The organism is Gemmatimonadota bacterium (genome assembly GCA_016720805.1).
Lineage (GTDB): Bacteria > Gemmatimonadota > Gemmatimonadetes > Gemmatimonadales > GWC2-71-9 > Palsa-1233.
In genome coordinates this window covers 94,306-117,782 of record JADKJZ010000014.1, presented here as the reverse complement: position 1 = coordinate 117,782, position 23,477 = coordinate 94,306, and the positions used below count along the sequence as shown (strand labels likewise).

Here is a 23,477-nt window from a genome sequence, read left to right as displayed (position 1 = left end):
TCAGTTCTCGACCGAGGGCGGCGCGGTGGTGATGGGACGCCACGCAATTGCTTCCCACGCGGCATCGAGCGTGGCGAGGGCGTGCGGATGGGTCGCCGACCACTCCTTGGTCGCGATCTTCTCCGCCGCGAAGCCGACCAGCGCCAGCCAGACCGAGGTCCACAACTCGACCACCCCCGCCCGGACGCTCCCTTCCTGCTTGCCGGCGGCCACCAGCTGCTCGAGGCCGAGCCGCAAGTCGTTGGCGGCCAGGCGCGAGGCATCGTCGAGTTCACCGCTCAGGCGCCAGTTCAGCAGCAGGCGCACCCGTGCCGGGTCGCTTTCCGCATTGGCCAGCCAGGTCCGGCCCAGTGTGCCGAGCCGCTCGCCAGCCGTTTTCCCCCCGGCCTGCACGGCGTCACGGATGGCCGCGACACCCCAACGCTGGCTCTCCTGGTACGCTGCGTTGAGGAGGGCCTGCTTTGACGGGAAATGCCGGTAAATGGTCCCCTCGGCCACCCCGGCCCGCTTGGCGAGGATCGGGGTGGTCGTGGCGTGGTAGCCCAGGGTCGTGAAGAGCTCCCGAGCCGCCTCGAGCAGGCGATCGCGGGTGGTCGGCGCATTGTCGGCCATCATGCTCCTCGGCTGGACGAACACCCCGCGTCGGGGCGGATTATCTTCGGTCTCGGCAAACGCTCGACCCGAATCAGAGGACTACCCAATGAAGATGCTCGTACTCGGCGCCGGCCTGCAGGGCTGCGCCTGTGCCTTCGATCTGCTTCAGGACCCGGAAGTCACCGCGGTCTCGCTGGCGGACCTCCAGCCGGAACGGGCTGCCCGCTTCCTCACGAAGCTTGACGATCCCCGGCTCCATCTCGTCACCCTCGACGTCACCGACCACGCCGCCGTCCGGGCGGTGATGCAGGGCCAGGACGCCGTCCTCAGCGCGATCCCGTACTACTTCAACGGTCCGATGGCAGCGCTCGCCGTCGAGTGCGGCTGCCATTTTGCCGACCTCGGCGGAAACACCGAGATCGTCATGGAGCAGAAGAAGCTCGAGGCCGAGGCCCATGCCAAGGGGCTGTCGATCATGCCCGATTGCGGGCTCGCTCCGGGGATGGTCAACATCCTCGCCGCCGAGGGGATCCGGCGCCTCGATCGCACCGACCGGGTACGAATCTACGTCGGCGGACTCCCCCAGCACCCGGAACCGCCGCTCAACTACCAGATCGTCTACTCGCTGGAGGGGGCGCTCGACTACTACACCACCCCCTCCTGGATCCTCCGCGACGGCAAGAGCACCACGATCGAGGCGCTGAGCGAGATCGAGCCGGTCCCCTTCGCCGAGCCGATCGGGACGCTTGAGGCGTTCCACACCGCGGGTGGCCTCTCCACGATGGCCTTCTCCTTCGAGGGGAAGGTCCGGGAGATGGAGTACAAGACCCTCCGGTACCCCGGCCACGCGACCCTGATGAAGGCGATCCGCGAGCTCGGCCTCCTCGACCTGACGCCGATCAAGGTCAAGGGGAAGGACGTCGTCCCCCGCGATGCCTTCATCGCCGCCGTCACGCCGAAGCTGACCAAGCCGAACGGCCGCGACCTCGTGGCACTCCGCGTCGTGGTCTCGGGCGAGAAGAATGGCGCACCGCACAGCACCACCTTCGACCTCATCGACTACTTCGACGAAGTCCACCACATCTCGGCGATGATGCGCTGCACCGGCTACTCGCTCTCCCTCACCGGGCTCACCCAGGTGCGCCACCAGGTGATCCGTGCAGGCGTGACCACGCCGGACGAGGGGATGCCGTACGACCGATACGTGAAGGGGCTGGCGGCGCGGGGTGTGGTGATTCGGGAGTCGTGAAACTGCAGGATGATCGATGTTCGATGATCGATGGTCGATGACTCCCTGCAGCGCCGCCTGCCGTTGTGACGCCGAGAGCCAATCGATCATCGATCATCGACCATCGATCATCGCCGTTACCAGCTCCACCCACTCCCGACATACCACCGCGTCTCGCCGTTCGCCTTGGCGGCGGTGACGTTGAGTTGCGCGGCGCGGAGAACGCGGACACCGATGCCACCGCCGGCGCCCCAGGTCCACTCCCTGAACGTGAAGCGGAGCTTGCCGCTCGGCACCGGCGACCCTGGAGCCGGATCGGCGAGCGGGGACGGATCCTGGAAGGCGCGGCCGCCATCGACGAAACCGAGGATGGTGATGGCGCCGAGGCCGCCGAAGTCGAGCAGCTCGTGGCGCAGTTCGACACCGCCGAGCAGCAGGCCGCGGCCGACCAGCGCGCCGACCGGCAGTGCGCGGTGCGACGTGGCACCGCCGAAGGTCGTGACCGGCGATTCCCATCCGGGAATTTCGTGCTGGATGCCGACGGCGGTGGTGCGCGAGACCGCTCGGAAGGCGTAGCGCGCAGTGAGGCGGGTGCCCTTGTGAGGCGAGATCCAGCCACGCGCGATCCCGTAACCGCCGGTGTAGCCGTCGCCACCGCTGCCGGTGAACGCCCCGGCCTCGAGCAGCAGCCCGCGATTCGGGTTGTACTCGTTGTCGCGGGTGTCAAGCACCAGCGCGGCGCGCAGCTGCGCGTCGGTCTGCGTGAGCGACACCGGGAACCCGGGGCATGGTGCGGTGACGCAGACGATCGTTCCGTCATCCAGCGACGCATAGGGATACCGAATCATCAGCGACGACTGCGACCCGGCGAACTCCTGGTGGTCAACCGCGCCGCGCAACGCCAGTTGCAGCGGCCCCTGCAGCCGGCGGGAGACGTCGAGCCAACCGTCCTGCCGGGTGCGCCGCAGTGAATTGGCGTCGATATCGGGGAGCCCGGCGTCGTCGCTGTTCCCGAAGTGGGTCTCGCGCGTCGCCTCGACGCGGAGCCGGGCCCGCCACCCCTCGTCGAGCCAGAGCCGCTTGTAGTCGCCGCGGACGAGGTACGAGGAGCGCGTCGAGAAGCCGACGTCGAGGCTGTGCTCGCGCAGGTTGGTGACGCGTGCATCCCACGGCGCCTGGCGAAAGCGGATGATCCGCGCCACGCCGAAGACGCCGTCGTTCGGTGTCGAGGTCAGGTACGGGAAGTACGAGACGCGAGGCGGCATGGCCTCCGGCTCCGGCTCCGGTTCCTGCGCGGCGAGCGGGCGCGACGAGCAGGGCGAGGGCGAGGAGCGCGCGGCGACTCATGAGAAGAGCGTGGCGCACTGCTCGATCCGCGCCCCCTTCTCGTCACAGACCGCAAACGGCGACGCCGTCATCGCGGCGGCGCCGTACTGCCCCTTCTTGTTGACGGCGTAGAACTGGATCTGGTACTTCGGGCGGCCGCGCTCGTCGAGAAGGCTCGGCGGCGTCATCGCGACGACGCGCTTGAGGGTGGCGAGCGCCGCATCGGTCGGGCTCATCCCCTGGCGCATGAACTCGACCGTCAGGAAGCCGCCGCAGGTCATGATGTTCATCTCGCCGAGGCCGGTGCTGCCGGCGGCGCCGATGGCGTTGTCGGTGTACTGCCCGGCGCCCACGATCGGCGAATCGCCGCAGCGGCCCGGCACCTTCCACGACAGGCCGCTCGTGGTGGTGACCGACGAGATGTCACCCGCGGCATTCACCACGTTCATGTTGATGGTGCCCGTGGTATAGGCCATCTTCTCGCCCGGCTTTCCCTCGAGCCAGTTGTCGTTCGCTCCGCGCGAGGCGCGCCAGCGCAACCACGCTTCGCGCGACTGCGGCGTCAGCAAGTCCTCGACCTGGTAGCCGAAGGACTGGGCAAAGCGCTGCGCGTCCTTCCCCACCAGCAGGATGTGTGGCGTGTACTTCATCACCAGCCGCGCAATTTCACTGGGCGTCTTGATCCCCTCGAGCGCGCCCACCGCACCCGCGCGCTTGGTCGGGCCATGCATGCACGAGGCATCCAGCTGCACCACGCCCTCCTCGTTCGGCAAACCGCCGTAACCCACCGACTGATCCGAAGGATCGAGCTCCTGGATCTTCACCCCTTCGATGCCGGCGTCGAGGGTGTCGGTCCCCTTGAGCACCAACTCGACCGCGCGCGCCACCCCGCGCAATCCGTTGGACGACGCAATCGCGACCGGGGCAGCAAAGCGACCCCGCAGAATCGCCGGCGCGGCCACGACCTGCTTCGGCGTCAGGGCCGTCCCGGCGACCACGGCGCCAGCGGTGCCGAGGAAGGTGCGGCGGGAGAGCGGGGTATCGGACATGCGGGGAGCTCCGGTGGAGGTGAGGCTTCAATGATAAGAGGGGTGAAGGGTGAGGGGTGAAGGGGGCGGTCTGCGGGAGGGGAGTGAGGGGGACGCCAATGCACCCCTCACCCCTCACCCCTCACCAACACCCCCGTTCAGCGTTCACCGTTCACCTTTCACGTTCCCCTCCCTGCCGCCAGATTTCATTCATGACCCCTCCCCCTCGCCCCCGCCTCGACCCGGCGATCTTCAATCTCCCGGTCGAGAAGATGCGGGCCGGCTACTACTCCGACAAATACTTCGTTCGCGCGCGCGACATCCTGCTGAACGACGACTACTCGCCCCGCGTGACGGTGCAGGTCTTCGGCAAGAGCGAAGCGTTTCTCGGCGGGATTGACGAGGCAATCGCCATCCTCAAGCTCTGCAGCGACAACTGGCAGGGGATGTCGGTCCGTGCCCTGCATGACGGCGATGCCATCGTCCCCTGGGAAGTGGTGCTGGAGATCGAGGGCGCGTACGCCGACTTCGCTCACCTTGAGACGCTCTACCTCGGCGTCCTCGCACGACGCACCCGGGTCGGCACCAACACGCGCCGTGTGGTCGAGGCCGCCCACCCCAAGGACGTGATGTTCTTCCCGGCCCGCCACGATCACTGGCTGGTGCAGACTGGCGACGGCTACGCGGCACACATCGCCGGCGCCATCGGGGTCTCGACCGATGCCCAGGCCTCGTGGTGGGGCAGCGAGGGCGTCGGGACCGTCCCGCACGGATTGATCGCGGCCTACGGCGGCGACACGGTCCTCGCCGCACGCAAGTTCCTCGAGCACATGAGTGACGACGTCCGCCTCGTCTCGCTGGTCGACTTCGAGAACGACTGCGTCGGCACCTCGCTTGCGCTCGCCAACGCCCTCGGGTCCCGGCTCTTTGGCGTGCGGCTCGACACCAGCGAAATGCTGGTCGACCGTTCCGTGATTCCGCAGATGGGACGGGTGAAGCCCACCGGAGTCACACCGCAGCTGGTCCAGAACGTCCGCGACGCCCTCGATGCCGCCGGGCACCGGCACGTCCGCATCATCGTCTCCGGCGGCTTCACCGTCGACAAGATCCGCGAGTTCGAGCAACTCGGTGTCCCCGTCGACAGCTACGGCGTCGGTTCGTCGCTCTTTCAGGGGCGATTCGACTTCACCGCCGACGTCGTGCGGGTGGATGGGAAGCCATGTGCAAAGGTTGGCCGGGAGTATCGGGGCAATGCGCGGCTGGCGGTGGTTGACTAGTCGTTGGTCGTTGGTCGTTAGTCGTTAGTCGTTAGTCGTTAGGGGTGTCATCCTGAGCGCAGTCCGCGCAGCGGACGAAGTCGAAGGACCTCTCTAACGACCAACGACCAACGACTAACGACCCCTACAGAGAACCCAACATGACCACGATCCACTGGGACGTCGACACCCAACACGATTTCATTGCCGCTGACGGCCTGCTCGCGGTTCCCGGGGCCGAGGCGGTGCTGCCGGTGCTCGCGCGGCTGACGCAGCACGCGCACACCCACGGCATCCGAATCGTCGCCACCGCCGACGACCACGATCTTGGCCATGCCGAGATCAGCCGCACCCCGGACTGGAAGACGACCTACCCGCCGCATTGCATGCGCGGCACCGCCGGGCAACTGAAAGTGGCGGAGAGCACGTTGCGCGCGCCGCTCATCATCCACGCCGTGCCGCATGATGCCGACGCGCTCGCGGCAACGGTACGTCGGCACGACGGTGACCTGCTGATCTTGAAGCCGGGCACCGATGTCTTCCGATGGAATCCGAACGCGGCGACCGTGCTCGCGGCACTGGCCCCGACGCGCATCGTGGTGTACGGCGTGGCGACGGACGTCTGCGTCGTGGCGGCCGTCGATGGACTCCGCCGACTCGCCCCCGAGGCCGAACTGGTCGTGGTGAAGGACGCCGTCGCGGCGCTTGATGCCGGCCACGGCCGCGCGCTGCTGTCGGAGTGGGCGACCCGCGGGATTCGGGTCGTGACGTGCGAGCAACTGCTGGCGTGATCAGCACCGGCCGCTTCTTTCTCCCGGGACCGGTCGAGGTCCATTCGGACGTCGCGCAGGCGATGTTGCATCCCGCGATCGGGCACCGCTCCGCGGCCGCCGAGGCGTTGCTGGCACGCGTGCAGCGCGGTCTCGGCGACATCCTGCAGAGCCGACGACCGGTCATGACGGTGACCGGCTCGGCCTCCGCGATGATGGAAGCCGCCATCCGGGCCGGGGTCGAGGAGCGCATCCTCTGCGTGATCACCGGCCACTTCTCGGAGCGCTTCGCCAAGATCGCCGAGCGCTGCGACAAGGAGGTCGTCCGGCTGCATGTGCCGCACGGCGAGGCACTCGAGCCGGGGCTGCTGGCCCTCGCGCTGGACGGACCGCCGGTCGATGCCGTCTCGCTCGTCCACGTGGAGACGTCCACCGGTGTGGTACAGCCGGTCAGCGAGTTGCTCCGATTGTTGCGGAGCCTCGGTGATGTCGTCACCATCGTCGACGGCGTCTCGTCGGTCGGCGGCATCGTCGTCGATCCCGATCGCTGGGGCGCCGACTTCTTCCTGGGCACCACCCAGAAGGCCCTCGGCGTCCCGACCGGGGTCGCCTTCGCCGTGGCCTCGGAGCGCTTCCTGCGACGCGCCGACGCGGTCGAGGGACGCGGCCTCTATCTTGATCCGGTGTCGTTGCACGCGGACGCGGTGGCGGGGCGCTTTCCCCAGACGCCGTCGCTGCCGGTGGTCCACGCACTCGATGCACAGCTCGATCGTATTGCGCTCGAGGGGTTGGCGGCCCGGTACGCGCGCCATCAGGCGATGCGCGTGCAAGTCGAAGGATGGGTGGCGGGCCACGGCCGATGCCGCTTCATGGCCCCGCCCGGGCGGCGCGCCGACACCGTCTCCGCGCTCCGCCTCCGCCAGGGACGGAGCGCCGACGCACTGGTCCGCACCCTGGATGGGCTGGGCTGGCAGATCGCCACCGGCAAGGGCGAGGAGCGCGACACCGTCATCCGCATCGGACACATGGGCGACCGCACCGTGGGTGAACTGAACGCACTGCTCAGTGCATTGGAGCCATTGCTGTGATCGAATCCGACAATCGGCCCCAACCGGTGATCCGCTTCGTGACGCGCAACTTCGTGCGCGGCCTGGTCATCTCCCTCCCCGTGGCACTGACGGTGTGGATTGCCTGGCGGGCAGTGACCTGGGTGGACAGCTGGCTCGGGCTGACGATTCCGGGAATCGGACTGCTGGTGGTCATGGCCGGCATCACCGCGATCGGCGCACTCGCCACCAACGTGGTGACGCGCGCCGCGCTCGCCACGCTCGACCAGCTCTTCGAACGGCTCCCGTTTATCCGCATTCTCTACACCGCGGCGAAGGACCTGATGGGGGCGTTCGTCGGGAACAAGAAGCGCTTCAACCGCGCCGTCCGGGTCCAGCCAGACCCTTCGCTCGATCTCTGGTTCCTCGGCTTCGTCACCGCCGATGACGTGACCCGGCTGGGCCTGCCCGGCCACGTGGCCGTCTACCTGCCGCAGTCCTACAACATCGCCGGCAACCTGGTCCTCGTCCCCGCCGATCGGGTGGTGACCGTCGAGGGCGACTCCTCCGATGTGATGAGCTTCATCGTGTCCGGTGGGGTGACTGGCGGCAAGGGAGTCGTGGAGCCGGGGCACTCGATAATCGACGATCGATCACCAATCATCCCTTAACAGTCCGCACGAACCTCCGTCATCCGGTGTGACCCCCGATACTTGAAGCGTCACCGCTTTCACAGTCTCACCAAGGATGACCGCCATGCGCTCCACCCTCTTTGCCTGCACCGCCCTCCTGGCCCTGGCCGCCTGCAGTGATTCCACGACCGGCACGGACGACACCGGGATCCTCGCCTCGCGCATCTCCAGTGACGTCGCCACGGTCTCCGCCGACGCCACCGCCGAGGACGTCGACGTGATGGCAGGGCTCAACGGCATGAATGGCAATTTCACCGTGAACCTGATGGACGAGCTGACTCCGCCGATCGGTCCGGGCAACGTGAACGGCTGCGGCTTCGGCGGCGGCCGCTTCTCCTGCCCGCCGAATAGCGCCAATGGCCTGACCATCACGCGCACCGTGGCCTTCTACGACGGCCTGAATGCGGTGCAGCAGGCCTACGACGCGATGCTGACCGCCAAGATCGAAGTCGCCGCAACGCTGCAGGGTGACGTCACCCGCGGCCCCTGGACCGCCACGATCACCCGCACGCGCAACTTCGTCCACACCGGGCTCCTCGGCACCGAGACGAGCCGCACCACGAACGGCACCGCGACGGGCGCGGCCTCGCGGTCGCGGATCAATGAGAGCGGCAACAACCGCTCGTACGACATGGCGGAGACGGCGACCTTCGTTGACGTCGTCGTGCCGGTCCGCGCCGAGGGCGTCGCCCCGTGGCCGACCTCCGGCACCGTCACCCGGGTCGTGACGGTGACCCCCGAAGGGGGCACCCCGGTCACCCGCACGGTGATCATCACCTTCAACGGCACCGCGACACCGACGGCCACGGTCAATGGCGAGGCGTTCACGCTCAACCTGGGCAACCGGACGGCGCAGCGGCGGCCGAACGGCTGAACGAGCGCCGCGGTACGGGGAGCCTGGTGACAGGTAACCAGTGACCCGTGACCCGTGACCCGGTCAGGCAGTGAAAGGTGAGACGTGAGACGGGAGCCCTCGGGCAGCCACCGTCTCACGTTTCACGTTTCACCCCAGCCTCTGGTCACTGGTCACCGCTCGGTCACTGGTGGTCACTGGTCACTGGTTACCGCCCCCCCTCTCCCCCCCACCATTAGCTTTCCGGGTTCCACCTGAACCCCGGAAAGTCCCAGGATGTCCGAGCCCGACAAGTACCTGCCCGAGATGGTCGAGACCAAGTGGCGTGAGCGGTGGGCGGCCGAGCGCACCAATGAGCCGGACCTCGACCGGGCGGAGCGCCCCTTCTACAACCTGATGATGTTCCCGTACCCGTCGGCCGAAGGGCTGCACGTCGGGAACCTCTTCGCGTTCACGGGCGCCGACGTCTTCGGCCGCTTCAAGCGGATGCAGGGCTATCAGGTGTTCGAGCCGATCGGTTTCGATGCCTTCGGCATCCATTCGGAGAACTTCGCCATCAAGGTCGGGGTGCATCCGGCCGAGCTGATTCCGCGCAACATCGCCAACTTCACCCGCCAGCTCACGCGGATGGGTGGGATGTTCCCGTGGCGGAATGTCCTGTCGACCACGGAGCCGTCGTACTACAAGTGGACGCAGTGGGTCTTCCTGCAGCTCTACAAGCAGGGGCTCGCCTACAAGAAGAACGGCGCGGTCAACTGGTGTCCGAGTTGCAAGACGGTGCTGTCGAACGAGCAGGTGATTGCCGGGGCCTGCGAGCGGTGCGGCACGATTGTGGAGCAGCGCGTCCTGGAGCAGTGGTACTTCCGGATCACCGACTACGCCGAGCGGTTGCTGAACAACCTCGATGATCCGACCAAGATGGATTGGTCGGATACCACGGTCATGGCGCAGAAGAACTGGCTGGGCCGCTCGCACGGCGCCGAGGTGACCTTCCGCGCGAGCGATGCGTCGAGCTCCGCGATCACCGTCTACACCACCCGCCCGGACACGCTCTTCGGCGCGACCTTCCTCGTGCTCGCCCCCGAGCACCCGCTGGTGGACGCGCTGACCACGGACGCGCGGCGTGACGCAGTCGAGGCCTATCGGGCGCAGGCGGCCGCGCAGGACGTGGTGACGCGGAAGGTCGGCGACAAGGAGAAGACCGGGGTCTTCACCGGCAGCACCGCCTTCAATCCGGCGACCGGCGAGCAGATCCAGGTGTGGATCGCCGACTACGTGCTGATGGACTACGGCACGGGCGCCATCATGGCGGTTCCCGGGCATGACGAACGCGACTTCGCGTTCGCCACCAAGTTCGCGTTGCCGATTGTCCGCGTGATCGCCGGCCCCGGCGACGATGCCGGCACGCCGCTCGAGGCTGCCTACACCGGAGTCGATGCCGACAGCCGGATGGTGAACTCGCGCGAGTTCGACGGGCGCACGCCGATGGACACCAAGGCGGCGATCACGTCGTGGCTGGTGTCGCGCGGCAGCGGGAAGGAGACGGTGCAGTATCGCCTCTATGATTGGTGCATCTCGCGCCAACGGTACTGGGGCCCGCCGATCCCGATCATCTACTGCGACGCCTGCGGCCCGGTGCCGGTGCCCGAAGCCGACCTGCCGGTGGTGTTGCCGGCGATCGAGGACTTCCGCCCGGACGACTCCGGCGTCTCGCCGCTGGCGCGCCATGCGGAGTGGTACTTCGTCCCCTGCCCCACCTGCGGCAAGCAGGGGCGGCGCGAGACGGATGTCTCCGACACCTTCCTCGACTCGGCGTGGTACTTCCTGCGCTACCCGAGCAGCGAGCTGACCGATCGGCCGTTCGACCTCGAGCGCACGAAGAAGTGGCTGCCGGTCGCGAGCTACATCGGCGGGAACGAGCATGCCGTGCTCCACCTGCTCTACTCGCGCTTCATCACCATGGTGCTGCACGACGCCGGGATGCTCGACTTCGAGGAGCCGTTCCGGAAGTTCCGCGCGCACGGCCTGATCGTGAAGGACGGCGCGAAGATGTCGAAGTCGCGCGGCAACGTGGTGGTGCCCGATCAGTACATCGACAAGTGGGGCGCGGACACCTTCCGCACCTACCTGATGTTCCTCGGGCCGTTCCAGGAGGGCGGCGACTTCCGCGATGCCGGCATCTCGGGGCCACGCCGCTTCCTCGACAAGGTCTGGGAGCTGGTCACGCTGGCGAGCGACCCGGACTGCAAGGACGCCGAGATCCGCCGCGAAGTGCTGATCAAGTGGCACCAGGTCAAGCAGCGCGTGGCCGAGGAGATCGAGCAACTCCGCTACAACACCGCGATCGCGGCGCTGATGGAGTTGGTCAACGTCCTCCGCGACCAGAACTGCGCCGAGCGCACCCTGGTGAGCGAGCTGGTGCAGATGACGGCACCGTTCGCCCCGCACTTCGCCGAGGAGTGCTGGGAGCGCCTTGGGCACCGGACCACGATCTTCGACTCGGCCTGGCCGAGCTACGATCCGGTCCTGACGATCGAGGACACGATCACGGTGGCGGTACAGGTCAACGGCAAGACGCGCGGCAGCGTGGTGGTGCCGCGCGATTCGACCGAAGCGGTGGTGCGCGCTGCGGCCGAGGCGGATCCGGCGGTGGCGAAGTACCTCGTCGGCGAGATCAAGAAGGTGATCTGGGTGCCGGGGCGGATGCTGTCGTTTGTGGTGGCGAGCTGAATCGATCATCGATCATCGATCATCGATCATCGATGATCGATGATCGATAGCGGAGCCCAACGCATGACTGCAGACATCTCCTTCGACGACTTCCTCGCGGTCGACATCCGGGTCGGCCGCGTCCTCACCGCCGCACCGAACCCCAGGGCGCTGAAGCCGGCCTACGTCCTCACCATCGACTTCGGCGCCGAACTCGGCATCAAGACCTCGAGCGCGCAACTCACGGTGCACTACACCCCGGAACAGCTCGTTGGTCGCCTCGTGGTCGCCGTGGTGAACTTCGCGCCGAAGCGGATCGCCGGCATCAAGAGCGAGGTCCTGGTGCTCGGGGTGCCGGACCCCGAGGGCGCGGTCGTGCTGCTCGAGCCGACGCTGGCGGTGCCGCTCGGGGGGCGACTCTTCTAAGACCCCCCCCCAGGGGGGGGGGGGGGCGCGGGGGCGCCCCGCCCCCCCTCCCCCCGCCGCCCCCCCCGCCCCCCCCCCCCCCCCCCGCCGCCGCGGGCCCCCCGCCCCCGCCCCCCCCGGCGCCCGGCGGCCCCCCCCCCCTCACCCCGGCGGCGTGCCCCTCCGCCGCCCCCCCCGGCCCGCCCGGCCCGCGCCCCCCGCCCGGGGCCGACCGGGCCCCCCTTCCCGCGGTCCCCTTCCCCCGGCCGGCCCCCTCCCCCCCCCCGAGGCCCCCCCCCTCGGGCCTGCCCCCCGCCCCCGCCCCCGGGCCGCCGCGCCGCCCCGCCCCCGCCGGCCCCCGCCGGCGGCCCCCCCCCGGCCGCGGCCCCCCCCCCCCCCCCCCCCCCCCCCCCCCCCCCATTCGGCACCTGCATCGGTCGATACCTGCCGGGATCTTCATCCCCCGAGGAAATCACCATGCAACAGTCCCGCGCTGCGCTCCCCTTCATCGTCTTGGCCACGCTCACCGCCTGCGGTGCCGACACGACCGGCCCCGACCCCATTCCGTCCGGTCCAGTCGCCACCCTCGCGATGTCGACGCCCTCTGTCGTCATCGGCACCGGCCTCACCACCACCCTCGCGGCGACGCCCAAGAACGCCGGTGGCGACGTGCTGACCGGGCGCACGATCACCTGGACATCGCGCACGTCGGCGACCGCGACCGTCTCGGCGAGCGGCGTCGTCACCGCGAGCGCACCGGGGAGCAGCTGGATCGTCGCAGAGTCGGAAACGATCAAGGACAGCACCGAGGTCACCGTCGTCGATGGCCGGATCGCCTTTGCCTGGAACAACAACGAGGCGACAGCCGGCGCCACGACGCCCGACGCCGAGTACAGCTACAACCCGACCGCCGCGGCGAACACGATGAATCGCGCCGGGCTCGGACTGTACACGGTTGGCTGGACGGGATTGACGGTGCCGAGCGGGGCAATCAACGCGCAGTTTGTGACGGCCTACAGCCCGACCAACGGCGGCTTCTGCATGGATGACAACTGGGGGGATTCGCAGTTGATCTTCCGTTGCTATGACAACGCCGGCGTGCTCGCCGACCAGTCCTCCACGAGCGTGGTCATCGGCTCGGGGACCCTCTCCGGACGCTCGGCCTTCGCCTGGGTCGATTCGCCGACGGCCAGCGCCGAGGCTTCCGGCACGTGGCGTCATCACCCGCTGGGCCGCTCGATCTTCTCCGAGCATGTGGCCACCGGCAGCTACGTCGTCCGCTTCGCCGGGTTGCAGCGCGCCGGCGCAAGCGATCGTGAAGGCGTGGTCGTCACCGCCTACGGACCGACCGCCGCGGTTTGTCAGCCGGGCGCACCGACCAGCACCACCACCGCGCTGGAAGTCGCCGTCCGCTGCTTTGACGCCGCCGGCGCCCCGGTCGACAGTCGGTACACCATACTCCTGGCCGATGGCGCGCGGGCTGGTGCCTCGCTCGGTTTCGCGCTGGCCGACCAGCCGGCCGTCGCCAGCTACACACCGGCCAACTCCGCCGTGCGCGGTACCGGCTCCGTGCTGATCACCCGCGCCTCCGCCGGCGTCTGGGACGTCGCCTTTACCGGCTTCGCCCGGAGCGGGACACTGAAGGAGAGCTTCATCGTCTCACCGGTCGGCACGACCGCCGGCCGCTGCTCGATTCAGTATTGGGACTACTCGTCGACCGCGGGCGGCACCAGCACGGTGCGCGTGGGCTGCTCGACCGTCGCCGGGGTGGCGGCAGACATCCCGTTTTCGATCGTGGCCGTCCAGTAGGTCGTGGGTCGTTAGTCGTTAGTCGTAGTCGTTAGTCGTGTGGAGGTAAGACGTGAAAGGTGAAACGGGCGCCCACGCGGGCCACGTTTCACCTTTCACGTCTTACGACTTATGACCTACGACAATCATCTAACGACTAACGACCAGCGACTAACGCCTACTTCCCCTCCACCCGCTTCTTCAACACTTCCAGCTCCCCCTGTGTCCCCATCCGCATCGCGCCGAGCATGATCTTGTTGGCGCCGGCGAGCATGGACGAGCCGGCCTTGCTGCTGTCGCGGACGGTGGTGGCGAGTGAGTCGAACAGCGGCGACGAGAAGGTGGTGACGACCATGGTCGAGTCGCCCATGGCGGCGAGCGAGTCGCGCCGGACGAGGATGGCCTTGCGGACGCCGGCCGAGTCGGAGACCATCTCCATGACCAGGAGGGTCGGGGCATTCACCTCGCGCACAATCCAGTCGCCATCGAACGAACTGTTGACCGCGGTGACGCTGTCCGGCTTGGCGGCGCTGCGACTCCGGAGCGTGTCACCGACGGCGAGCAGCCCCTTGCCGAAGGGGCCTTCGATCTTCGAGTCGGTCATCCAGAGGGCCATCGAGTCGGCGGTTGCCAGCGCCGCGAAGATCCGCTCCGGCGTCCCCGCCATGGTGACCGAGGCGCTGTTCCCCCCGCCAGTGAGCTGCTTGTAGCCGTAGAAGCAGGTGCCGGCCACGGCGAGAATGATCAACGCCAGAATGCCCAGAATCCACTTGATCATCAGGTGGTCTCCCCGCCGGCCGGCTCCGCCGTCCGCGCGCCAAAGAGTTGGTCCAGCATCAGAATCGCCGACGGGTTGCCGGCCGCCATCTTGAGCTGATCGATCGCCGTCATGGCGTTCTTCTCTTCCTCGACCTGTTCATTGATGAACCACTGCAGCATCACCTGAGCCGGGTAGTCATTCTCCACCACGGCCAGGGCGTACAGGGCGTTGATCGAGCGGGTCACCACCTGCTCATGATGAAGCGCGGACTGGAAGACCGCCAGTGGGGAGGCGAACTCGTGGTCGGGGGCCGCAATCGCCTGCAACACCACCTGGCCACCCCGGTCGCCCATGTGGTCATAGATCTTCATGGCGTGGACCCGCTCCTCCTCCGACTGCACCCGCATCCAGCTCGACATGCCGGGCAGCGAATTGGCATCGAAGTAGGCCGCCATCGCCAGGTAGGCGTAGGAGGAGGCGAGCTCGAGGTTGATCTGGGCGTTCAGGGCATCTTGCAGCTTCGGGGACACCATGCGGGCGGAGCTCCGGTGGAGGGTTGGCTGAAAGATAGGATGATGGATGATGGATGATGGATGGTGGATGGTGGTGCGACCGACCGCCTCTCCCCCACAGGACTCATCACTGTCCATCATCCATCATCCATCATCCCGTCCTGAAACCCTCCCCCCGCCCCCCTTCGTCCGGCCCCCTGCGACGCTCCCGGCCGTCCCTGCATCTATACTGCTGCCATGACACGAGCCCTGACGATGGATGCGATGACCCTTCCGAACGCCGACTCGGTGATCGCCCTCGCGAAGCAAGGCGACCCGATCGCGCTGGAGACCCTCTACCGGGCCTACAGCACCCCGGCGTACAACCTCGCCCGGCGGATCTGCCGCACAACCGAGGACGCCGAGGATGTGCTGCAGGAGACCTTCTTCGAGGTATGTCGTAGTATTCGCAACTACCGTGGAGATGGCTCCATTTGGGGCTGGATCCGCACCGTGACCTCCTCCAAGGCGCTGATGCGCCTCCGGCGGAACAAGTACCGCGTCACCGACGACCTCCACGACGATCTGGCCCCCTCGCGGGGCGCCTCGGTCGCCCTCAAGATGGACCTCGAGGCTGCCCTGGAACGGCTGAGCGACACCGCTCGCGCCGTGGTCTGGCTGCACGACGTGGAGGGATTCACCCACGAGGAGATCGCCACCCAGATGGGGAAGACGGCGTCCTTCTCGAAGTCCCAGCTGGCCCGGGCGCACCAGCGCCTCCGCGTCTGGCTGGGAGAGGAGTCCCTGGCATGATCACCCACCTCTCGATGGAACAGCTCCTTGCCGTCCGTGACGGCGACCGGAGTGAGCCCGTCCTGGCCGAGGCCCATCGGCACCTCGCCGATTGCGCTGCCTGCCAGGCGGAATTGAACCGCCTCCACCAGCGGACCGCGCGGCTCCGTGCCCTGGCCACCATGACGCCGGGTCGCGATCAGTTCCCGGCCGTGAAGGCTCGGCTCCACTGGGAGCAGTCGCACACTCGGCAGCGCCGTCTCGCGACGTTGGGTCTCTCGATCGCCGCCTGTTTTCTGATCGCCGTGGTCGGCCGCCACCTGTTGGCACCGCCGACCCTCGACGCCGAGCAGCAACTCGAGACGGCGATGAGCAACTCGCAGCTGCTCGAACAGCGACTGCGCGACTGGAAGCCCGACTCGCGCGTCCTAGATGGTGCGACCGCGGAAGTCGTGATGCAACTGGAAGACAAGATCGCCGCGCTGGATGCGGAGCTCGCCCGGGCGGGCTCGGCCAGCGAGGCGGAACGACTGGAAAAGGAAGTGGCGCTCTGGCAACAGCGCGTCGGCCTGATGAATGCCCTGGTGGAAGTTCATGTCACCAAGGCCAGCAACGTGGACCTCTAAGCGGTCCCCCTGACGGAGCAGCAACCATGCGGAACCTGACCCACTCACTGCTGTTCGTTCTGCTCGCTGCGGCTCCCGCCGCCGCGCAGGACACCTCGGTGATGATCCAGAACAAGGACTGTACCGTGAAGGTCGACGGGAAGCGTCTTCCCCAGGCGGAGGAGACGAAGGCCTGCGAGCGAATGCGCGCCGCGTCAGCACGGATGCAGGAACAGGCGGTGCGGATGCAGGCGCAATCGGTGCAGATGCAGCGCCAGGCCGAGCGGATGGCGAGCGAGGTTGCTCGTACCGGCGTGCAAGAGCGTGCCATCACCGGCCAGATGCGCGCCGTGGAAGAGGCGACCCGTGGCGCGGCCGGCGCCCAGATCCGGATGCGCAGCGATCTCGCTGAGCGGGCCACGGCTGGCCGGATGGCCGAGCTCGACGCGACGAACCGCCTGGCCGAGGTGCGTGCCGGCGCGATGCTGCGGGAAAACGCGATCGCGAGCGGCCGCCTCGCCGAAGCACGCAACCTGACGGGTCGCGCCATGCTTGCCATCGCAGCGCGCCCGCGCCTCGGCATCACCATCGACACCCGCGCCCGCGACACCGACCGGTGGGGCGCCTACGTCACCGCCGTCACCCCCGGCGGCCCCGCCGACAAGGGCGGCGTCCGCTCCGGCGACGTCATCGCCAAGCTCGCCGGCAAGGCTGTGACCGGGTCGGGCGACGAAACGCCGGGCATCAAGCTGATCGCGATGATCGGCGCGCTCGAGCCGAACAAGACCATCGAAGTCCAGCTGCGCCGCGGCAACGGCACCAAGACCGTGAAGGTGACGCCGTCGACCGTGATGGATGTCCCCGGCTTCGCTGGGGTCCGCTCACGCTCCGGCGGCAACATGGAGACGCTGCGCCTCGCCGAGATCAACGGCGACCCGATGACGCGCGGCAGCTACAGCTTCACCATCAACACGGCGGCAATGGGCGGTCCGCTCGCTGCCCTCGAGATGACCTCGCTCAACGCCGGCCTCGGCTCCTACTTCGGTGCCACCGAGGGCGTCCTGGTCATCAACGTCGGCGAGAAGCAGGAACTCGGCCTCCAGGCCGGTGACGTCGTCACCTCCGTCGACGGCCGCAAGGTGACCTCGCCGGCACAGCTGGCCCGCATTCTCCGCACCTACGAGACGGGCGAGGAGTACAAGCTGCAGATCATGCGGCAGAAGAAGACGGAGACGGTGACGGGGAAGATGCCGTAACAGCGAACAGCGAACGGCGAAGGGCGAACGGCGCGGGTCGTGGTCGGCGACACCCTGATCGCGCTTTCCTTCGCCGTCCACGTTTTCCGTTTGCCTCTCGCCGTTTCGCTGTCCCCGCTTGACTCCGAAGCAAGTAAATGGTCGTTTACCTACATGGCCAAGTTCAATCGCCGCGCCGCCGAGCGACCCAACGAGCTGCTCGATGCCGCCCTGGAGCAGTTCTTCCGGGCTGGCTTCGCGGCGGCGAAGATCGAGGAGATTGCCCGAGCGGCCGGGGTGACGGTGGGGACGGTCTACCGCTACTTCCCCTCGAAGGAGGCGTTGTTTCGGGCCGTGGTGGAGCGGCATCTCGACTCGAGCTGGAGCCGGGGCCGGGAGATCGCCGAGGCGTACGGCGCGATGACGGCGCGCGAGGTGGTGGCGTTACTGCTGAGTCGGTGGGAGGCGGTGTTGCAGGAGCCGGGGCCGCGACGGGTGGCGATCCTGGTCATGCGTGAGGCGCCACTGTTCCCGGACGTCGTGACGTTGTATGAAACAGAACTACTAACAAGAGGCCGACTCTCCCTCGAGCGCGCCCTTCGTCACGGCATCGAGCGCGGCGAATTCCCGCTCCACCCGATCGAGGCCACGGCCCGAGCCCTGATCGGGGCGCCGCTGGAACAGCTCCTCTGGGAGGCGACCTTCGGCCCGCTGGCCGACGCCGGCACCCAGAGCGCCCTGCTGGTTCGGGGCCTTCCCCGACTCGAGCAACTGAGCCTGGCGGCGGCTCCGACCACCCCGCCTGGGGGACCGGCACTGCCAAGCGAACCGGTCGCGCCTGGGACGCTGCGGATCACGACCCTCCGGCCGCCCGGCCCCCATTAAGTTGTGAGCATGGATCGACGCAGCACCATCATCACCCGGGCCCTGCGCCTCCGCTGCCCCCATTGTGGCGGCGGCGGGCTCTTTCGTTACTGGGTCCAGATGATCCAGGATTGCCCGCACTGCGGCTATTCCCTGGCGTCAGGGAATCGGGTCGGCGCCAATCTGCTGAATCTGGTGGCCTCGGAAGTGACGCTCTTCATCGCGATGGCGGTGATCATCGTCCGGACCTGGCCCAATCCGCCGTGGAGCTTCCTGCAGTTCGGTGCGCCGGCGCTCATGGTGATCGCGCCGCTGGTGCTCTATCCGTTCTCGAAGATGCTCTTCATTGCCTTCGATCTGGCGATGCACCCCGAGGCGATGCCCGACGCCAAGGTTCACGGGGTGGGGCGGTAGCCCCACTTTCCCCAGCACCACGCCACCATCCCGTACGCCAACACCGCCGCCACCGTCACATCCGAGAGGAAGTGCGCTTCGGCTTGCACGCGCGTCAGCGCACACCCCGCCGCGAGCCCAACCCAGACCGGCCACGCCCTCGGATAGACTCGGCAGAGGATCCAGGCGCCGCTGAACGCCACGAAGGCGTGGGATGACGGCAGCCCGATGTCGCGCGTGGACCAGAAGTGATCGCTGAAGGGCCGGAAGTAGTAGGCGCCATCGTGCAGCCTCGGCCGCTCGCGACGCAGCAGGATCTTGACGACCTCTGCGGCGAGTCCGCCAAGCGTGGGCATCCCGCCAATGAGCAGCGCGGTGCGGCGATCGCTCGTGTGCAGAAAGACGGCGACCGCCATCAGGATCCACAGCGGGAGATAGCCGGCGATCCGCAGCATCCGGCCGAAGTCGGCGTCGTAGACACCCGGCTTGCCGAGATGGAGCCAGGCATACTGGTCGCCGAGGTGGGCGAGGACGATGGCGAGGGTCGCGAGGAGGGCGCTACGGGTGGCGGGGCGCATTCCTAGAGTATAGTCGAGCGGCGCTACCTTTCCGGGATGCGCCTCCTCCCTGCCTTTGCGCTCCTCCTCGCCGCGGTGCCGGTTGCCGCCCAGGATCTGCCGCCATTCGTTCCGGTGAATCCGATCATCGCCGCCCGGTCCCCCCTCTATGCGCAGCCGATCGTCGGGGCAGCGCCGGGCTGGCGGGTGCGGCTGGTCACCGACTACAGCAATGTGATCGAGACGGGGACATCGGTCGACCGCAGGGAATACCTGTTCGACGCCGAACTCTTGCAGATGGACCTGTGGGTGACGAGGGATCTGTCGCCGACGGCCTTTCTCATCGGCGACCTTTCGGTGCGGGGCGGCTACGATGGGAAACTCGACGCCTTCCTGAACTGGTATCACGACCTGATCGGACTGCCGGTGCCGGCGCGAAACCGCCGCCCGGAAGACACCTTCGGCTGGACGCAGACCCTTCCCGACGGCCGGGTCATCGACCGCTCCCGCCCCGGGACCTTCCTCGGCGACCTCCGCCTCGGCGCCGGCGCGCGTTTCGGGCGGTCACAATTGGTCGGCACCATCACGCTGCCCACGGCGACGGCATCGGGCGATGGCTGGGGGCGCAAGTCGGTCGGCCTCGCCGGCTCCTTCACGTCGCGAGTGGCAGCGAGCAATCGGATCATTGTCGATGCCGGCCTCTCCGCCGGCTGGACCCCGACGCAGGGCGCCCTGGCGGCCTACCAACAGAGCGCCTTCCTCGGCGGGCTCATCGGCAGTCGCTGGCGATTCTCCGGGAGTCAGTCGCTCTTCGCCACGATTGCCTTCCAAACGGCGAACTGGAAGGAGACGGGTTGGGCGTCGGTCGATGGGCGCGACGTGACGCTCGATGCGGGGGGGCTCGTCAATTTCAAGAAAGGGTGGCCAGAGCTGCAGATCGGTATCACCGAAGATCTGGCGCCGCGCGGGCCGGCGGTCGATGTGGGGTTCAAGGTGGGATTGAGATGGTAGGGGCGACGCATGCGTCGCCCGTACGAAATGGGATATCCTTGCGGCGGGCTGGTGTCGATTTTCGTAGGGGCGACGCAAGCGTCGCCCCTACGGCGGTGTGATGACGACCATCAGCGACCGCGGCCCCTGCGCCCCGATGACCAGCGCGCGCTCGATGTCGGCCGTCTTTGACGGCCCCGAGATGAAGACGCCAAAGCCCGGCGTTCTGCGTTCCAGTCCCAGCGCCGCGTAGGCGCCATGCATGTCGGCCACGAGATCCGTGGCGCGCAGCACGAGTACCAGATGCATCGTGACGAACGGCAACGCCCGATGCCCCATCGCCGATTCCGCCACCCAGATCGCCCCGTTCTCGACGACGCCGAGTTCGCCACGGATTATTACCAGGTCGATCCCGTCGAGTGAGCCTGCGGTGAACGGCGCCCCGTCCATCATCGAGATGACTCGGCGCGCCTCCGGGTAGCGGTTGTGGATCGCCGTCGACACGTCGCCGGTGATCACCGCCTCGCCGCCGACCTCACGGACCATCGCCGCAAAGCGTTCCACGGCATCATGCGGCAATGCCGCGCCGGTCGGAAGGTCCGGCAGTGGCCGCGCGTCAGGACGATTGCGCCGCACCGCGTCGAGGATCTCCTGACGGCTGCTCATCCGCGTCCGCTCCGCTGGTACCACTCGCGGAACGACTCCTTCGGCGCCACGGGGAGTTCCCGCTCCCGTCCCCATGCGGTCCGGCGCGCCAACCACCCTGGCACCACGCGCAGGGCCACCCGCGCCATACGGCCACACCATTCATACCACGCGCGCGATCCGAAGACGCCGCCGAGCAGCGTCATGGTCAGTCGCTTCTTCGCGGGGAGGAGCCCGGCGCGTCCGACCATCTGCCGCCAGCGATAGAGCTGCTGCGGGATGTCGATCTTGACCGGGCAGACGTCGCCGCACGACCCGCAGAGCGTCGAGGCAAACGGCAGCGAGGCGTGCTTGGCGAGGTCGACCCCGGGCGAGAGGATCGCGCCGATCGGCCCGGGAATGGTGCTGCCGTAGCTGTGTCCCCCGCTCCGACGATAGACCGGGCAGGTGTTGAGGCAGGCGCCACAGCGGATGCAGGCGAGCGCCTCGCGAAACTCCGGCCGGCCGAGGTGCTCACTGCGACCATTGTCGACGATCACGAAATGGAGCTGCCCGGGGGCACGCGGTGTCACCACGTGCGAACTGTACGCGGTGATCGGCTGGCCGGTGGCACTCCGTGCCAGCAGTCGCAGGAAGACGCCGAGGTCGGCCACCCGCGGAACCAGCTTCTCGATGCCCATGCAGGCGATGTGGATAGGTGCCAGGTGGACGCCGAGGTCGGCGTTCCCCTCGTTGGTGCAGACCACGATCCCGCCCGTCTCGGCGACCCCGAAGTTGACGCCCGTCAGCGCCGCATCGGCGCCGAAGAGTGCCGAGCGGAGCGGCCCACGCGCGGCATCCGCAAGGCGCCCCGGGTCGTCCTCGTCCGGCGAGGTGCCGAAGTGCTCGGCGAAGAGCGCCCCGACCTCTGCCTTCCGCTTGTGGATCGCCGGCATCACGATGTGGCTTGGCGCTTCGCGGCCGAGCTGCACGATCCGCTCGCCCAAGTCGCTGTCGACGACGGTGATGCCGTGCGCCTCGAGGTACGGATTGAGGTGGCACTCTTCGGTGAGCATCGACTTGCTCTTGACCAACCGGGTCGCGCCGCGATCACGGAGGATGCCGAGGACAATCCGGTTGTGCTCGTCGGCATCGGCGGCCCAATGCACCACCACACCATTGGCCAGCGCGTTCCGCTCGAACTGCTCGAGGTACTCGTCGAGCCGTGACAGCGTGTGGGCCTTGATGCCCGAGGCGAGGGTGCGCAGCGCTTCCCACTCCGGAATCGCGCGGGTCACCTGGTCGCGCTTGGCGCGCACGAACCAGAGCGCCTGATCGTGCCACGCCGTCCGCTCGGCATCCTGCGCAAACGCCTCGGCGGCCTCGGGGTGCGTGGTGATCGTCACGGCCGTTCGCCGTTCAGGATCTGTGCAATGTGCATCACCGGGAGTGGCGCGCCCTGGCGACGCACGATCCCGTCGAGGTGCATCAGGCACGACATGTCGCCACTCACCAGCACCTGGGCACCGTGACGTCGGTGGTCGGCGATCCGATCGCTCCCCATCCGCGCCGAGATTGCAGGTTCGTCGACGGCAAAGGTGCCGCCGAAGCCGCAGCACTCATCGGGGCGGTCAAGCGCCACGACCTCCGCACCGCGGAGCGTGGCGAGCAGGGTGCGCAGCGCTCCGCCGGGAGTCGGACCAAGCTCGGAGGAGACCGCCTGACGCAGTCCGCGCAGCGCATGGCAACCGACGTGCACACCGACGCGATACGGGAAATCGATCGGTGGCCCTTCGGGGAGGGTCAGCAGAAATTCGCTGAGTTCGACGGTGGCGTTCCGGACGTGCTGCACCTGCGAGGTCTGCGGCAGCGCGTCGAAGTGGTGTCGGACGTAGTGGACGCAGCTCCCCGAGGGCGCGACGATCGTGTCGTAGCCGGCGAAGGTGCGCACAAAGCGCCGCGCGGCCGCGTGGGCATCACCCTCGCAGCCGGCGTTCGCCATCGGCTGCCCGCAACAGGTCTGTGCCAGCGGATACTCCACCGTCACCCCGCGCGCCGCCAGCACCGCCAACGTGGCGCGCGCCACCTGGGGGTAGAGCTGGTCGACGTAGCACGGGATGAAGAGGGCGACACTCATGCGTGGAAGATGAAGATCGGCTCCATCGGCAACCACTTCTCGCCTGGCTTGGCCCACGGGAGCGGGCGCTGGAAGTGCCACATCATCTCCTCCCATTCCTGCACCCGGGTGTTGAGGAGGTCGGCGGCGGCCTTCGCCTCGAAGGAGAAGCGCTCGGTCACCTCCATGATCATGCAGAGCCGGTTCTGGAGGCGATAGATCGTCATCTCCTTGATCCCCGAGTCACGCAGCGACTCGAGCACCTCGGGCCAGACGTCGCGATGCCACGCCTCGTATTCCTTGATCAGCGCGGGCTCGTCCTGCAGGTCGAGCGTCAGACAGAAGCGTCGCAGCA

Annotated in this window: 25 protein-coding genes; 15 read left to right on the top strand and 10 right to left on the bottom strand. The window is 68.0% G+C overall.

Annotation, left to right across the window (positions count from 1 at the left end; genetic code table 11):
- Positions 1 to 615, bottom strand: coding sequence for a TetR/AcrR family transcriptional regulator (locus tag IPP98_10765; protein ID MBL0179591.1), 615 nt, complete (start codon positions 613 to 615; stop codon positions 1 to 3).
- A gap of 85 nt (positions 616 to 700) precedes the next feature.
- On the opposite strand from IPP98_10765, the gene IPP98_10760 reads away from it, so the two are divergent.
- Positions 701 to 1,843 (top strand): saccharopine dehydrogenase NADP-binding domain-containing protein, encoded by a 1,143-nt coding sequence (locus tag IPP98_10760; protein ID MBL0179590.1) that lies wholly within the window; start codon positions 701 to 703, stop codon positions 1,841 to 1,843.
- Between the two features lie 116 nt (positions 1,844 to 1,959).
- Here IPP98_10760 and IPP98_10755 read toward each other — a convergent pair whose 3' ends face one another.
- Together IPP98_10755 and IPP98_10750 are read right to left on the bottom strand one after the other, a co-directional pair.
- On the bottom strand, positions 1,960 to 3,087 hold the full coding sequence (locus IPP98_10755) for a BamA/TamA family outer membrane protein (GenBank protein ID MBL0179589.1): 1,128 nt from the start codon (positions 3,085 to 3,087) through the stop codon (positions 1,960 to 1,962).
- A gap of 78 nt (positions 3,088 to 3,165) precedes the next feature.
- Positions 3,166 to 4,197: a N(4)-(beta-N-acetylglucosaminyl)-L-asparaginase gene (locus tag IPP98_10750; protein ID MBL0179588.1), complete on the bottom strand. Its 1,032-nt coding sequence runs from the start codon at positions 4,195 to 4,197 to the stop codon at positions 3,166 to 3,168.
- A 191-nt stretch (positions 4,198 to 4,388) separates the two neighbouring features.
- On the opposite strand from IPP98_10750, the gene IPP98_10745 reads away from it, so the two are divergent.
- The 8 genes from IPP98_10745 (at position 4,389) to IPP98_10710 (ending at position 13,716) form a co-directional block, all read left to right on the top strand.
- Positions 4,389 to 5,453 (top strand): quinolinate phosphoribosyl transferase, encoded by a 1,065-nt coding sequence (locus IPP98_10745; protein MBL0179587.1) that lies wholly within the window; start codon positions 4,389 to 4,391, stop codon positions 5,451 to 5,453.
- Positions 5,454 to 5,593: 140 nt separating this feature from the next.
- Entirely contained in the window at positions 5,594 to 6,223 is a 630-nt protein-coding gene (locus tag IPP98_10740; GenBank protein MBL0179586.1) for an isochorismatase family protein, read from the top strand.
- Positions 6,202 to 7,290, top strand: coding sequence for an alanine--glyoxylate aminotransferase family protein (locus IPP98_10735; GenBank protein ID MBL0179585.1), 1,089 nt, complete (start codon positions 6,202 to 6,204; stop codon positions 7,288 to 7,290). Before IPP98_10740 ends, IPP98_10735 begins: the two co-directional genes overlap by 22 nt.
- Positions 7,287 to 7,919, top strand: a complete 633-nt coding sequence (locus IPP98_10730; protein MBL0179584.1) for a DUF502 domain-containing protein — start codon at positions 7,287 to 7,289, stop codon at positions 7,917 to 7,919. Before IPP98_10735 ends, IPP98_10730 begins: the two co-directional genes overlap by 4 nt.
- Before the next feature lie 85 nt (positions 7,920 to 8,004).
- Positions 8,005 to 8,814, top strand: coding sequence for a hypothetical protein (locus IPP98_10725; protein ID MBL0179583.1), 810 nt, complete (start codon positions 8,005 to 8,007; stop codon positions 8,812 to 8,814).
- Positions 8,815 to 9,069: 255 nt separating this feature from the next.
- On the top strand, positions 9,070 to 11,523 hold the full coding sequence (locus IPP98_10720) for a leucine--tRNA ligase (protein MBL0179582.1): 2,454 nt from the start codon (positions 9,070 to 9,072) through the stop codon (positions 11,521 to 11,523).
- 63 nt (positions 11,524 to 11,586) lie between these two features.
- On the top strand, positions 11,587 to 11,928 hold the full coding sequence (locus IPP98_10715) for a tRNA-binding protein (GenBank protein MBL0179581.1): 342 nt from the start codon (positions 11,587 to 11,589) through the stop codon (positions 11,926 to 11,928).
- Between the two features lie 456 nt (positions 11,929 to 12,384).
- Complete coding sequence (locus IPP98_10710; protein MBL0179580.1) at positions 12,385 to 13,716, top strand: hypothetical protein; 1,332 nt, start codon at positions 12,385 to 12,387, stop codon at positions 13,714 to 13,716.
- Between the two features lie 157 nt (positions 13,717 to 13,873).
- On the opposite strand, the gene IPP98_10705 is transcribed toward IPP98_10710, so the two are convergent.
- Together IPP98_10705 and IPP98_10700 are read right to left on the bottom strand one after the other, a co-directional pair.
- Complete coding sequence (locus tag IPP98_10705) at positions 13,874 to 14,473, bottom strand: hypothetical protein (protein MBL0179579.1); 600 nt, start codon at positions 14,471 to 14,473, stop codon at positions 13,874 to 13,876.
- Positions 14,473 to 14,988: a ferritin gene (locus tag IPP98_10700; GenBank protein ID MBL0179578.1), complete on the bottom strand. Its 516-nt coding sequence runs from the start codon at positions 14,986 to 14,988 to the stop codon at positions 14,473 to 14,475. The genes IPP98_10705 and IPP98_10700 overlap by 1 nt, the downstream gene beginning before the upstream one ends.
- A gap of 216 nt (positions 14,989 to 15,204) precedes the next feature.
- Between IPP98_10700 and IPP98_10695 the strand changes: the two genes are divergently transcribed.
- The 5 genes from IPP98_10695 to IPP98_10675 all read left to right on the top strand — a co-directional run bounded on the left by IPP98_10695 (position 15,205) and on the right by IPP98_10675 (position 18,856).
- On the top strand, positions 15,205 to 15,759 hold the full coding sequence (locus tag IPP98_10695) for a sigma-70 family RNA polymerase sigma factor (protein ID MBL0179577.1): 555 nt from the start codon (positions 15,205 to 15,207) through the stop codon (positions 15,757 to 15,759).
- A complete protein-coding gene (locus tag IPP98_10690) occupies positions 15,756 to 16,364 on the top strand; it encodes a hypothetical protein (GenBank protein MBL0179576.1) in 609 nt (202 codons plus the stop codon). The genes IPP98_10695 and IPP98_10690 overlap by 4 nt, the downstream gene beginning before the upstream one ends.
- Before the next feature lie 26 nt (positions 16,365 to 16,390).
- Complete coding sequence (locus IPP98_10685; GenBank protein MBL0179575.1) at positions 16,391 to 17,599, top strand: PDZ domain-containing protein; 1,209 nt, start codon at positions 16,391 to 16,393, stop codon at positions 17,597 to 17,599.
- Positions 17,600 to 17,752: 153 nt separating this feature from the next.
- A complete protein-coding gene (locus IPP98_10680) occupies positions 17,753 to 18,463 on the top strand; it encodes a TetR/AcrR family transcriptional regulator (protein ID MBL0179574.1) in 711 nt (236 codons plus the stop codon).
- Between the two features lie 9 nt (positions 18,464 to 18,472).
- On the top strand, positions 18,473 to 18,856 hold the full coding sequence (locus tag IPP98_10675) for a DUF983 domain-containing protein (GenBank protein MBL0179573.1): 384 nt from the start codon (positions 18,473 to 18,475) through the stop codon (positions 18,854 to 18,856).
- Here the strand turns inward: IPP98_10675 and IPP98_10670 are convergent.
- Positions 18,838 to 19,413, bottom strand: a complete 576-nt coding sequence (locus IPP98_10670) for a phosphatase PAP2 family protein (GenBank protein MBL0179572.1) — start codon at positions 19,411 to 19,413, stop codon at positions 18,838 to 18,840. The genes IPP98_10675 and IPP98_10670 overlap by 19 nt on opposite strands.
- Positions 19,414 to 19,449: 36 nt before the next feature.
- Here IPP98_10670 and IPP98_10665 point away from each other — a divergent pair, with 36 nt between their 5' ends.
- On the top strand, positions 19,450 to 20,403 hold the full coding sequence (locus tag IPP98_10665; GenBank protein ID MBL0179571.1) for a DUF3187 family protein: 954 nt from the start codon (positions 19,450 to 19,452) through the stop codon (positions 20,401 to 20,403).
- Positions 20,404 to 20,490: 87 nt separating this feature from the next.
- Here the strand turns inward: IPP98_10665 and IPP98_10660 are convergent, their stop codons facing one another.
- From IPP98_10660 to IPP98_10645, 4 genes are read right to left on the bottom strand one after another with little or no spacing between them, the layout of a single operon-like run.
- Entirely contained in the window at positions 20,491 to 21,048 is a 558-nt protein-coding gene (locus IPP98_10660; GenBank protein ID MBL0179570.1) for an LUD domain-containing protein, read from the bottom strand.
- Positions 21,045 to 22,406 carry a lactate utilization protein gene (locus IPP98_10655; protein ID MBL0179569.1) on the bottom strand — a complete coding sequence of 454 codons (1,362 nt, stop codon included), beginning with the start codon at positions 22,404 to 22,406 and terminating at the stop codon, positions 21,045 to 21,047. The genes IPP98_10660 and IPP98_10655 overlap by 4 nt, the downstream gene beginning before the upstream one ends.
- Positions 22,407 to 22,408: 2 nt before the next feature.
- The gene (locus tag IPP98_10650) at positions 22,409 to 23,143 is read right to left on the bottom strand and encodes a (Fe-S)-binding protein (protein ID MBL0179568.1); all 735 of its coding nucleotides are present in this window, start codon (positions 23,141 to 23,143) and stop codon (positions 22,409 to 22,411) included.
- Entirely contained in the window at positions 23,140 to 23,475 is a 336-nt protein-coding gene (locus IPP98_10645; protein MBL0179567.1) for an L-rhamnose mutarotase, read from the bottom strand. Before IPP98_10645 ends, IPP98_10650 begins: the two co-directional genes overlap by 4 nt.
- Between the last annotated feature and the right edge of the window lie 2 nt (positions 23,476 to 23,477).

What these genes read in the sequence shown, in the direction of transcription:
- IPP98_10755 (MBL0179589.1), bottom strand. Translation starts at nt 3,087, where the DNA reads ATGCCGCCTCGCGTCTCGTACTTCCCGTACCTGACCTCGACACCGAAC.
- IPP98_10715 (MBL0179581.1), top strand. Translation starts at nt 11,587, where the DNA reads ATGACTGCAGACATCTCCTTCGACGACTTCCTCGCGGTCGACATCCGG.
- IPP98_10695 (MBL0179577.1), top strand. Translation starts at nt 15,205, where the DNA reads ATGACACGAGCCCTGACGATGGATGCGATGACCCTTCCGAACGCCGAC.
- IPP98_10670 (MBL0179572.1), bottom strand. Translation starts at nt 19,413, where the DNA reads ATGCGCCCCGCCACCCGTAGCGCCCTCCTCGCGACCCTCGCCATCGTC.
- IPP98_10705 (MBL0179579.1), bottom strand. Translation starts at nt 14,473, where the DNA reads ATGATCAAGTGGATTCTGGGCATTCTGGCGTTGATCATTCTCGCCGTG.
- IPP98_10710 (MBL0179580.1), top strand. Translation starts at nt 12,385, where the DNA reads ATGCAACAGTCCCGCGCTGCGCTCCCCTTCATCGTCTTGGCCACGCTC.
- IPP98_10760 (MBL0179590.1), top strand. Translation starts at nt 701, where the DNA reads ATGAAGATGCTCGTACTCGGCGCCGGCCTGCAGGGCTGCGCCTGTGCC.
- IPP98_10745 (MBL0179587.1), top strand. Translation starts at nt 4,389, where the DNA reads ATGACCCCTCCCCCTCGCCCCCGCCTCGACCCGGCGATCTTCAATCTC.
- IPP98_10720 (MBL0179582.1), top strand. Translation starts at nt 9,070, where the DNA reads ATGTCCGAGCCCGACAAGTACCTGCCCGAGATGGTCGAGACCAAGTGG.
- IPP98_10740 (MBL0179586.1), top strand. Translation starts at nt 5,594, where the DNA reads ATGACCACGATCCACTGGGACGTCGACACCCAACACGATTTCATTGCC.
- IPP98_10725 (MBL0179583.1), top strand. Translation starts at nt 8,005, where the DNA reads ATGCGCTCCACCCTCTTTGCCTGCACCGCCCTCCTGGCCCTGGCCGCC.
- IPP98_10665 (MBL0179571.1), top strand. Translation starts at nt 19,450, where the DNA reads ATGCGCCTCCTCCCTGCCTTTGCGCTCCTCCTCGCCGCGGTGCCGGTT.
- IPP98_10675 (MBL0179573.1), top strand. Translation starts at nt 18,473, where the DNA reads ATGGATCGACGCAGCACCATCATCACCCGGGCCCTGCGCCTCCGCTGC.
- IPP98_10690 (MBL0179576.1), top strand. Translation starts at nt 15,756, where the DNA reads ATGATCACCCACCTCTCGATGGAACAGCTCCTTGCCGTCCGTGACGGC.
- IPP98_10685 (MBL0179575.1), top strand. Translation starts at nt 16,391, where the DNA reads ATGCGGAACCTGACCCACTCACTGCTGTTCGTTCTGCTCGCTGCGGCT.
- IPP98_10765 (MBL0179591.1), bottom strand. Translation starts at nt 615, where the DNA reads ATGATGGCCGACAATGCGCCGACCACCCGCGATCGCCTGCTCGAGGCG.
- IPP98_10660 (MBL0179570.1), bottom strand. Translation starts at nt 21,048, where the DNA reads ATGAGCAGCCGTCAGGAGATCCTCGACGCGGTGCGGCGCAATCGTCCT.
- IPP98_10650 (MBL0179568.1), bottom strand. Translation starts at nt 23,143, where the DNA reads ATGAGTGTCGCCCTCTTCATCCCGTGCTACGTCGACCAGCTCTACCCC.
- IPP98_10680 (MBL0179574.1), top strand. Translation starts at nt 17,753, where the DNA reads ATGGCCAAGTTCAATCGCCGCGCCGCCGAGCGACCCAACGAGCTGCTC.
- IPP98_10700 (MBL0179578.1), bottom strand. Translation starts at nt 14,988, where the DNA reads ATGGTGTCCCCGAAGCTGCAAGATGCCCTGAACGCCCAGATCAACCTC.
- IPP98_10750 (MBL0179588.1), bottom strand. Translation starts at nt 4,197, where the DNA reads ATGTCCGATACCCCGCTCTCCCGCCGCACCTTCCTCGGCACCGCTGGC.